The organism is uncultured Roseicyclus sp. (genome assembly GCF_937892565.1).
Taxonomy (GTDB): Bacteria; Pseudomonadota; Alphaproteobacteria; order Rhodobacterales; family Rhodobacteraceae; genus Roseicyclus.
This window is the reverse complement of the sequence record NZ_CALAHQ010000026.1, coordinates 24,180-35,489: the sequence shown is the minus strand read 5'-3', so window position 1 is coordinate 35,489 and position 11,310 is coordinate 24,180. Positions and strand designations below refer to the sequence as shown.

The window sequence follows — 11,310 nt, the reverse complement described above, 5'->3', positions numbered from 1 at the left end:
AGCGATTTCATCTTCTGAGGCGTCAGCGTTCCGCCAAAATCCGCTGATAGATCCGATGCAGATCGTCGACCTGCGCTGCTGCGGATCGCAAGCGGGGACGAAGCGCCGGGGGCTGGCCGAACCGCTCGGGCGCGGCATCGATCTGGCCAAGGCACGCCGCAAGGGCGCGGTGATCGCTCACGTCCACCACAAAACCGTTCTGTCCTTCGACCACGTCCTGGCCGACAGCACCCCGATCCGAGGCCACGACCCAAAGCCCTGCGGCCAGCGCCTCACGCGTGACCAGACCGTAGCTTTCGGGCCAGACCGAGGGCGCCAGCAGCACGTCGAGCGACCCGTAAAGCGCGCCCACCCGGCCCGGCGGCACACGCGGCACAAAGGTGACGGGCGTGCCGTTCCAGACCGCATGCCGGGTGCGGCCTGCGGGCAGGGCATGATCGACCACCACAAGATCAAGGTTTTCGAACCGCCGATCATGCAGGGCCGCCCGCAGCAATGTGTAGCCCTTGTGCCGGGCCGCACCCCCGACATGGCCAAGCCGCACCCGCCCCGGCAACCCGGCGACCCGCTCGGGCTGCGGCAGGTCAGAGACCCCGTTTTCGACCGTTTCGACCCGGTCTATCCCGGCCTTTCGGTGCAGACCCGCAAAGGCATCCGAGACCGCCAGAACCGCCGCCGCATCCGACAAGGCGCGATGCGCGATGCGCCCGCGTTCAGGCAGCGCATCCGCGCCAGCAGACGTGAAATCATAGAGCACTGGCCCGCCTTCGGGCGACAAGATGAACTGATGGGGCGAGACCCACCACCCGTCATGCAAGGTCACGACATAGGGCACCCCACGCCGGCGCAGCGCATCGACCAGCGACGCGGTCAAACGCTGGATGCAATGCAGATGCACCAGATCGGGCCCGATCTGTCCGATCAGCCGGTCCATCACATCGGCCATGCGATGATCGCTGATGGCCATGGTGTCGATGCCATGTCGCGCGGTCACGGTCCAGATGCGGGCCCCGTCCCGGCCATGGCACGCCACCTCATAAGGGCGATCGCCACCTTCCAGCGTGGCCAGAACATCGATCTCGTACTGGTCGCCATGGCGGCGGATCAGATCGGTCACATTGTCCTGCACCACACGGGTTGCCCCGCCGATATCTTGCGGCGGATAGTAGACATTCACGATCAGAAGCCGCTTTTTGGGGCGGGCCAGCGCGGGGCGCAGGGCGACAAACATGGCATCAAGGCGCGCGCCCATCGCGGGCAGGCCGTAATCGGCCAAAACCCTGTCGCGCGCGGCCGCACCAACGCGGCCACGCAGATCGGCATCATCGATCAGCCGGAGCAGCGCCGCCACGAACCCTGCGCTGTCCTGCGCCAGAAAGCCCGTCTCGCCATCCGCGATCACCGCGCGATGGGTGGCGGTTGGGCTGACGATGGAGGGGATGGCGAACATCGCCGCCTCCATCCATTTGATCTCGCTTTTCGCATCGGTCAGGATCGAGGGCTCCAGCACCGACAGGTTGATATCGGCACCTGCCAGCTCGGCGCAGAAGGTCTCGAAATCCCAGATGGGCGCGATCACCCGAACATCGGGATGGCTCGGGTCGAGATGCCGGAACGCGGGGAAATCACCGATGATGCGGATCTCGACCCGACCGGGCCGGGCGGCCAGAACCGCGGCCAAGGCGGGTTCCAGCACCTCGGAAAAGACAGCTTTGTGGGCCTTGGTGCCCGAACCGTAGAAAAGGACCAGTTTGCCATTCTCGCGCTTGGGCATGCGCGCCATGGCGGCCAGATGTGGGGCGCCCAACGCATTGGGATGAACAAAGGCCTGCCCGCTGCGCACCACGTCCTTCATCGCCTCGGCGATGGTCGGCGTCGAGGCGATACCATGAGAACACAGGCGCATCGCATGACGAAAAAGCGGCACGCCACAGGCGATGGCGGCGTGTTCGGCCCGGGTGATCCGGCCCGCATAGCTGGCCAGAGGCGGCGGAAACAGGGCGGGGTCAAAGATCAGGTCGTCACAATCGTAAAAGGTGGCCAACCCCTGCTGCGCGGCAGCAGCGATCAAATCGATGACCGGCGGAAAAGCCGGCACGCGCATGAAGATCACCGCGTCGAACAAATCCAGCCGCGCCTGAAGCCGTTCCACATCAATGGCTTGCACGAAAAGCTCGGCCTGATAGCCAGCCGCGCGCAACTGGTCGATCTTTTGGTCGGCGCGGTAGAGCTTGCATTGATAGAGATCATCATTGGCCAGCACCGCCACCCGCCGGATCGGCGCGCTGCGCTGCGGGGCGCGGAAGGGCGGGGTGTATAGCGCCAAGGCATCAGCCAGCATGGCCTGAAGATCGGCGATCGGGGTCGTCCCGATGCGCTTTTCCAGATCGGACCAGATCGCGTCAAAGATGGAAGCTCCGATCGCGCGGCGCCGACGGCTGAGCGCCACATCCCCGAACACGGTTTCGGGCAGATCGGCACAAAGCGCGAGCGCGTCCTGCAACCGACCTTGCACCACCAACCGCTCGGCCAGGGTGATCTGGTTTGCGCCAACCTCAAATTCTGGGGGCACGGCGCGGCGCAGCTGGATTTCCGTGGCGATCCGGTTCTGGGGGTGGATCAGATCGGCCAAATCAAGGCTGGCGCGCGGCTGGCCGGGCGCATGATCAAGCACGCGCGACAGCAGCCATTCGGCCGTCGGCAGGTCGCCGATGTGGCGCTTGTAGCGGGCCAGATCAATCAGGAAGCCCTCGACCCCCGGTGCAGCGGGATCAAGGGCCGCGGCGCCGGGCATGGGAACATCGGCCAGATGGGCCAGCGTCATGGCCAGACCGGCATCTTGCGCCAGATCGGCGGAAGCGGCGCGAAAGGCGGGCAAGCCATCCAACACCGCTGGCGGCAGATCAACCGCCGTACGCATCGCGAACCACACCACCGGGTTGGCATGCGCCCCGGCCCTGACACCGATACGCGCCCAATGCGCCCGCAGCGCGACATCATCGCCTGCAGCGGGCGCATCAACCCCGGCCAAGGCCAGCGCGTCCCGATAGAACAGGGGATCAAAGACATGATCGGGGTGCGGCGGGATGCCCTTTTCCAGACCAATATCACAGAAGTGCCCGATTGCGGCCAGCCGACCCCGTGCAGGCACGGCATGGCCCAGACGGTCCGCCGCAGCGGCGTAGAATTCATCATCGAAGATCCGGGCAAAGACCGCGCCATGAAGCCCGCGCGTGGCCCATAGATCGGCCTCGGTCAACAGCACGGCCTCGGCCCCAAGCCCGGATCGTCGAAGCATCACGTTTGCTTCAACCGGACCCAGCGTCTCGGGCAGGCTTAGCCCATGCATCATGCGGACAAAGGAGGGGCTCCAGACATCGGGGTGGGCATGGCGGCCTTCGGCATGCCCATATTCGAGGAAGTGAAACACCGCTTCCCCCGCTGAGGCGACGACATCGGCTACATCGGAATTGCGTGCAAGATAGGCACCGACGCTGAATTCGTGATCCAGCAGCGATGCCTTCTGATGGCCCTCCAGCACCGAAGCCACACCGCGCTGGCGCACAGCATGGCGAAAACGCGCCTTCCAATCATGAGCCGCACCGACATCACGGCCAGCCAGCCGGGCAAGCCGCCCGCTCAGCCGACGCAAACCGCGCGCGGTTCCCAAATCGATCATCTCGCCTATATGCCTGTTCATCTGCTCCAAAGTTCAGCATAGCGCGCGAAAAGTCCGATGTCATCCGCCACGCGGGGGGTGGGCGTGCTTGCACCCGGCCTGCACACTGCTAGAACCCCCGCAAAGGAGGCAGCGCCCCATGCCAGACACACGCACGCCAAGACCCGTGGTGCTTTGCATTCTTGATGGTTGGGGCATCGGCCCGACACCGGCCGACAATGCGCCGCATCAGGCACATACGCCCAACATGGACCGGCTGATGCAAGCCTGCCCCAATGCCCGGCTGGTCACCCATGGGCGGGCGGTGGGCCTGCCCGAGGGGCAGATGGGCAATTCCGAGGTGGGCCACACCACCATCGGCGCCGGGCGCGTCGTGCCAATGGATCTGGTGCGCATCGATGCGGCGGTGGACAGCGGCAGCCTTGCCACGGAACCCGCGCTGACGGGCTTCATCGCGGCGCTGCGGGCCAGCGGCGGGGCGGCGCATCTGATCGGACTGGCCTCCGATGGCGGGGTGCATTCCCAGCACCGCCATCTGATGGCCGCCGCCCGGATCATCGCCGCTGCCGGGGTGCCCGTGCGGATCCACGCCATCGCCGATGGCCGCGATGTGGCGCCGCATTCGGCCAAACGCTATCTCGACGACATGGTGGCCATGATGCCGCAAGGCGCGCAGATCGCCACCCTGATCGGGCGCTATTTCGCGCTGGACCGCGACAACCGCTGGGACCGTGTCGCGCGCGCCTATCGCGCCATGACGCAAGCGCTGGGCGATGTCAGCGCCGCCACCGTCCAGGCCGCGCTGGCCGCCGCCTATGACCGGGGCGAAACCGACGAATTCATCTTGCCCACGATTGTCGGCGATTATGCGGGCATGCGCGATGGCGACGGGATTTTCTGTCTGAATTTCCGCTCCGACCGCGCGCGCGAAATCCTGAGCGCGCTGGCAGAACCGGGTTTTGACGCCTTTGACACCGGGGCCCGGCCAAAGCTGGCCGCGGTGCTCGGGATGGTCAGCTATTCCAAGGCTCACGACCGTTTCATGACGACGGTCTATCCCAAGGGTGACATCGTGAACACGCTGGCCGATTGGGTGGCCCAACACGGTTTGCGCCAATTCCACATCGCCGAGACCGAGAAATACCCCCATGTCACCTTTTTCCTGAACGGCGGCCGCGAACCCCCCGTGCCGGGCGAAGACCGCTACATGGCGCAATCGCCCAAGGTGGCCACCTATGATCTGCAACCCGAAATGTCGGCCCCCGAGGTGACCGAGCATCTGGTGGCAGCCATCGGGGCGGGTTATGATCTGATCGTGGTCAATTACGCCAACCCCGACATGGTGGGCCACACCGGTGATCTGCAGGCGGCCATCCGCGCCTGTGAGGCGGTGGATCAAGGGCTGGGGCAGGTGGTGAAAGCGGTCGAGAAAGCCGGGGGCGCGATGATCGTCACGGCCGATCACGGCAATTGCGAAACCATGCGCGATCCGGCCACGGGCGGCCCGCACACCGCGCATACGACCAACCCGGTCCCGGTGATCCTTGTGGGCGGCCCGCCCGGTGCCCGTTTGCGCGATGGAAGCCTTGCCGATCTGGCCCCAAGCCTGCTGCAATTGCTGGGCCTGCCGCAGCCAGCCCAGATGACGGGGCGGTCCTTGATCACATGAGACTGCGTGTCGCCCTTTGTGCTGCCTTGCTGCTCGCCGGCCCGGCGCGGGCGGAACTGAACGCTGCCCAGACAGCCACACAGGCTGCCGAAATGCTGCAACAGGCGGGCTTTGCGCTGCTTGAAGCCGAAGACGCGCGCGATCGGGTCGCGGCCCTGACCCAGACCGTGCGCGCCTATGAGGAAGGGCTGCTGGCGCTGCGCGAGGGCATCCGCCAAGCCGCGCTGCGCGAACAAACGATCTTGCTGATGTTCGAGGCTGAAAGAGATCGGCTTTCGCGTCTGCTTGGTGTGTTGCAGACTGTCGAGGCTGCCCCTGCGCCTGTTGTTTTGCTGCATCCAGCGGGCCCGATGGGCACCGCGCGGTCGGGGATGATCTTGTCCGCGATGACACCCGCCGTCGCCGCCGAGGCCCGGGCCCTGCGGCTGCAATTGGAAGAGCTGGCCGCCCTGCGCGCTGTGCAAGATGACGCGCTGGGCCAACTCAACACGGCGCTGGCACGCGCACAGGATGCGCGCACGCTTCTGAGCCAAGCGATTGCAGAGCGGCGGGCGCTGCCCGAAAACTTCCTGAGCGATGACATCGCCATGACCCAACTGATCGCCAGTGTCAGTTCGCTGGATGATCTGTCGGCGCTGCTGGCGCGCGATCCACCCGCCGCGGCGCGTGAGCTGCCGGATTTCGCGGCGGCCCGCGGCACGCTTGCGCCGCCCGTTCTTGGATCGCGGTTGCGGTCCTTTGGCGAACCCGATGCGGCAGGCGTGGCGCGACCGGGGCTTGTGCTTGCCACGCGCCCCGGCGCGCTTGTCACGGCACCTTGGCCGGCCTCGGTGCGCTATGCGGGGCCGCTTCTCGATTACGGAAATGTCATTATCCTTGAACCCGAAGGCGGCTATCTGCTGATCCTGGCGGGGATTGAAACGCTCTATGTGGGAACGGACGCGCTGGTATCAGGCACAGCACCCTTGGGTCTCATGCCGGGCCAGCCGGAAAGCGGCACCGAAGAATTGATCGTCGCCACCCCGCAAGGTGGTGGCGTTGCCCTGACGGAAACGCTTTATATGGAATTGCGGGAAAACGGCGCGCCCGTCGACCCGGCGAATTGGTTCACCGATCTGGGGCGCGACTGAGACGAAGGATGGATGCCATGAATAAGCTGATCATCGCCGCCCTTGGCGGCATTGCAGGCGGGGTCTTGCTGAGCACTCAGGTGGCCGGGCCGCTTATTGCTCAGGAAGCGCGCGCCAACAGTTCGGTCTATGAACAGCTCGACCTGTTTGGCGACATCTTCGAACGCATCCGCGCCAACTATGTCGAAGAGGTGGATGAGGCCGCGCTGATCGAAGCCGCGATCAACGGCATGCTCACATCGCTCGACCCGCATTCCGGATATCTGCCCCCCAGTGATTTCGACGACATGCAGGTGCAGACGCGCGGCGAATTCGGCGGTCTTGGCATCGAAGTGACGCAAGAAGACGGGTTCGTGCGCGTGATCACGCCAATGGATGACACCCCCGCGATGGCCGCGGGCGTGGAAGCGGGCGATTTCATCACCCATGTCGATGGCGAGGCGCTTTTGGGCCTGACGCTGGAACAGGCGGTGGACCTGATGCGCGGCCCGGTCGGGTCCGAAATCACGATCACGGTGGTGCGCGAAACCCGCGATCAACCCTTTGACATCACCATCGTGCGCGACCGTATCCGGCTGACCGCCGTGCGGGCGCGGCTCGAGGGCAACACGGCCATTGTGCGCGTCTCGACCTTCAACGATCAGACCTACCCCAATCTTCAGGAAGGGTTGCGCGATTTGATTGCGGAACTGGGCGGGCTCGACAATCTCAATGGCGTGGTTCTGGATTTGCGCAACAATCCCGGCGGGCTGCTCAATCAGGCGATCCGCGTCAGCGACGCGTTTCTCGAACAAGGTGAGATCGTGTCAACCCGTGGCCGCCGCCCCGAGGATGGCGACCGCTACAACGCCACCCCCGGCGATCTGATCGATGGGCGGCCATTGGTCGTGCTGGTCAACGGCGGTTCGGCCTCGGCTTCGGAAATCGTGGCGGGCGCGCTTCAAGATCACCGCCGCGCCGTGATCGTGGGCACCAACAGTTTTGGCAAGGGATCGGTCCAGTCGATCATGCCTTTGGCGGGCGAAGGCGCGATGCGGTTGACCACCTCGCTCTATTATACCCCGTCGGGGCGGTCCATTCAGGCGCTGGGAATTGCGCCCGATATTCTGGTCGAACAGCGCCCTGCGGTCGAGACACCCGAGGATGAGGACCAAGCCCGGGGCGGCCGCAACGAGGCCAGCCTGCGCGGCGCGATCCAGAACTCGACCCTGTCGGAGGATGAATTGCGCCAACTCGAAGAAGAACAAGCCATTGCCGAGGCGACCGCGCGGTTGCGCAACGAGGATTATCAACTGGCCTATGCCATCGACATCCTGACCGGGCTGAACGCGCTTGGCCCGCGGGGCAATTGACCCCGTGACGCCCCAAGAGATCGCGCGCCTGCCCTATCGGCCCTGTGTCGGTGTGGTGTTGACCCATGCCGATGGCCGCGTGTTTGCCGGCCAGCGCGCCGACATGGACAGCCCCGCATGGCAAATGCCACAGGGCGGCATCGACCAGGGCGAAACCCCGCTGGAGGCCGCCTATCGCGAATTGCAGGAAGAAACCGGGGTGGGCCGCGATGCGGTGCGGCTGGTGGCGCAAACCGCAGATTGGCACCACTACGACCTGCCCGCCGAGGTCGTGCCTGGCCGCTGGAAGGGCCGCTATCGCGGACAGGCGCAGAAATGGGTGCGCTTTGAACTGACCGCACCCGACGACGTGATCGACCTGACCCACAAGGATGTGGAGTTTTCCGACTGGCGCTGGATGGGCGGGGCCGAATTGCTGGGGCTGATCGTGCCCTTCAAGCGGCCGATCTACGCGGCGGTTCTGGCAGAGTTCGGCTTGGCATGACCCCTCTCCCCAAAAGAACAAAACGTGAATATACTCTCACCCCATGGGATTCGCGGAACTCTCCATCACCTCCAACTTCACCTTCCTGACGGGTGGCTCCCACCCCGAGGAATATGCGCGGCGTGCGGCGCTTCTGGGGATTTCGGCCATCGCGATTGCGGATGTGAATTCCGTCTCGGGCGTGGTGCGCGCGTGGTCCGAACTGCGTAGGATCGAACAAGATATCGTCGATGCCAAGGCGGCCCGTACCGACCCCATCGGCCCGCCCAAGCCCGCGCATCTGCCCCCAGCCCCGCGTGCGCCCATCGACCATCTGCCCCGGCTGTTGCCTGCCGCCTGTCTGGTGTTGGCCGATGGTGTGACGCTGACCGCGCTGCCGCGCGACCGAACGGGTTGGGGCAACCTGTGCCGCATCCTGTCGACGGGGCGGCAGCGCGCGAAAAAAGGCGCGTGCGAGCTGACGGTCGACGATGTGCTGACGTTTCCCCAAGGTCTGGCACTGTTGCTGCATGCCCCCGACACCCCCGCGCCGGGATGGCAGCGCGCCGCCGGGCGGCTGGTGGCAAGCCTGCGGCCTGCGATGCATCTGCTCATGGCGCCCGCCTATGACGGGCAAGATGGCGCGCGTTTTGCCGCCGCCCGCGTGCTGGCCGAAAGCCTTGGCCTGCCCCCCGTTGCCTCGGCCCGACCGATCATGCATCACGGCAGTCGTCGGCGGCTGACCGACATCCTGACCTGCATCCGCGAAGGATTGCGCGTCGAGGATCTGGGCACCGCAGCGCAAGCCAATGCCGAACAGCGCCTGCGCGGCGAGGGTGACGTGCGGCGCATCTTTCGCGGGCATGAGGATGCGGTGGACCGCGCCGGCGACATCGCCGCCGGGCTCAGCTTTGACATCCGGTCCTTGCGCTACGAATACCCCTCGGAAATCACCGGGGGCGAATCCGCCGCTGACCGCTTGCGGCGGCTGGCCCAAGCCGGGCTGAACTGGCGCTACCCCCAAGGCATCCCGGACCGCGCGCAAACCCAGCTTGCTCATGAGCTGCGCCTGATCGCCAAACTGGGGTATGAGCCCTATTTCCTGACCGTCCATGACATCGTGGGCTTTGCCCGGTCGCGCGGCATCTTGTGCCAGGGGCGCGGATCGGCAGCCAATTCCATCACCTGCTACGCGCTGGGCGTGACCAGCGTATCACCCGAAATCGGTACCATGGTGTTCGAGCGATTCGTGTCCGAGGCACGCGGCGAGCCGCCCGATATCGATGTCGATTTCGAACATGAACGCCGCGAAGAGGTGATCCAGCACATCTACGACCGCTATGGCCGCCACCGCGCAGGGCTATGCGCCACCGTGATCCATTATCGCGGCAAGCGCGCCGTGCGCGAAGTGGGCCGCGCCATGGGTCTGTCCGAGGATGTGCTGTCGGCGCTGTCGTCACAGATCTGGGGATCATGGTCGAAAACCGGGCCCGAAGTGGCGCGGATGCGCGAGATCGGCCTGGACCCCGACAGCCCGCGCCTGAAACAGACCATCGCGCTGATCGAAGAGATCATCGGCTTTCCCCGCCATCTGTCTCAGCATGTCGGCGGCTTTGTCATCACCGAAGGGCGGCTTGATGAGCTGGTCCCGATCGAGAATGCCAGCATGGCGGAGCGCACCGTCATCGCATGGGACAAGGATGACATCGATGCCTTGGGCATCCTAAAGGTCGATATCCTTGCCCTTGGGATGCTTTCTTGTATAAGAAAAGCCTTTGGATTGCTGCGCCTGCATCATCAAGCCGACTACACGCTGGCAACCCTGCCGCCCGAAGACCCGGCCGTCTATGACATGCTGTGCCGATCCGACAGCCTGGGCGTGTTTCAGGTCGAAAGCCGCGCCCAGATGAATTTCCTGCCCCGCCTGCGGCCGCGCTGTTTCTACGATCTGGTGATACAAGTGGCGATCATCCGCCCGGGCCCCATTCAGGGTGACATGGTCCACCCCTTCATCCGGCGGCGCAACGGCGAGGAAGCGGTCAGTTTCCCCTCGGATGATCTGGGGCGCGTCTTGGGCAAGACGCTGGGGGTGCCCTTGTTTCAGGAACAGGCGATGCAGATCGCCATCACCGGCGCAGGCTTTACCGCCGAAGAAGCCGACGGGCTGCGCCGGGCGCTGGCCACTTTCAAGAAACACGGGTCCGTCACCGAATTCCGCACCCGATTTCTGCGCGGCATGCGCAACAACGGCTATGACGCCGATTTCGCCGAACGCTGCTTTTCCCAGATCGAAGGCTTCGGCAGCTACGGATTTCCCGAAAGCCATGCGGCCAGTTTCGCGCTTTTGGTCTATGCCTCGGCGTGGCTGAAACGGCACCATCCGGGCATCTTTGCCTGTGCGCTGCTGAATTCCCAACCGATGGGCTTTTACGCGCCTGCCCAGATCGTGCGCGACGCGCGTGAACATGGGGTCGAGGTGCGGCCGGTCTGCATCAACCGCTCGCATTGGGACAATGTGATGGAACGCACCGAAACCGGCGCGCTGGCGCTACGGCTGGGGTTCCGCCAGATCAAGGCGATGCACGAGGATGAAGCCGATTGGCTGACAGCGGCGCGCGGCAATGGCTATCGGGCGGTGGACGATGTCTGGCGCCGCGCCGGGCTGGGGGCAAAAACGCTGACCATCCTGGCCGAAGCCGATGCCTTTGCCAGCCTTGGGATCACCCGACGCGACGCGCTGTGGGCCGCCCGCGCGCTTGTGCCGAAACAGGAACTGCCGCTGTTTTCAGGCGATCTGGACGGGGAAGGCATTGTGGAACCCTTGGCCCATCTGCCCAGGATGACCGAGGGCGAAGCAGTGGTAGAGGATTACGTCGCCATGCGCCTGACGCTGCGATCACATCCCGTGGCGCTGATCCGCGACCGGCTGAGCCCGGGGATCGATCGGCGGCTTCTGGGCGCGCATGTCCCTTTGAAGGGACATGCAAGCGCCTTGCAAGGCGCTTGATCCGCGGCTT

Annotated in this window: 6 protein-coding genes; 5 read left to right on the top strand and 1 reads right to left on the bottom strand. The window is 65.1% G+C overall.

Annotated elements, in window-relative coordinates:
• Positions 1–22 precede the first annotated feature (22 nt).
• On the bottom strand, positions 23–3,700 hold the full coding sequence (locus Q0094_RS04060) for a glycosyltransferase (protein ID WP_297615505.1): 3,678 nt from the start codon (positions 3,698–3,700) through the stop codon (positions 23–25).
• Between the two features lie 118 nt (positions 3,701–3,818).
• Between Q0094_RS04060 and gpmI the strand changes: the two genes are divergently transcribed.
• From gpmI to Q0094_RS04035, 5 genes are read left to right on the top strand one after another with little or no spacing between them, the layout of a single operon-like run.
• Positions 3,819–5,348 (top strand): 2,3-bisphosphoglycerate-independent phosphoglycerate mutase, encoded by a 1,530-nt coding sequence (gpmI, locus tag Q0094_RS04055; RefSeq protein ID WP_297615503.1) that lies wholly within the window; start codon positions 3,819–3,821, stop codon positions 5,346–5,348.
• A gap of 26 nt (positions 5,349–5,374) precedes the next feature.
• Positions 5,375–6,478, top strand: coding sequence for a peptidase M23 (locus Q0094_RS04050; RefSeq protein WP_366940216.1), 1,104 nt, complete (start codon positions 5,375–5,377; stop codon positions 6,476–6,478).
• A 17-nt stretch (positions 6,479–6,495) separates the two neighbouring features.
• The gene (locus Q0094_RS04045; protein ID WP_297615499.1) at positions 6,496–7,830 is read left to right on the top strand and encodes a S41 family peptidase; all 1,335 of its coding nucleotides are present in this window, start codon (positions 6,496–6,498) and stop codon (positions 7,828–7,830) included.
• A gap of 4 nt (positions 7,831–7,834) precedes the next feature.
• Positions 7,835–8,314, top strand: coding sequence for an RNA pyrophosphohydrolase (locus tag Q0094_RS04040; RefSeq protein WP_297615497.1), 480 nt, complete (start codon positions 7,835–7,837; stop codon positions 8,312–8,314).
• A gap of 43 nt (positions 8,315–8,357) precedes the next feature.
• Entirely contained in the window at positions 8,358–11,300 is a 2,943-nt protein-coding gene (locus Q0094_RS04035; protein ID WP_297615495.1) for an error-prone DNA polymerase, read from the top strand.
• Positions 11,301–11,310 lie beyond the last annotated feature (10 nt).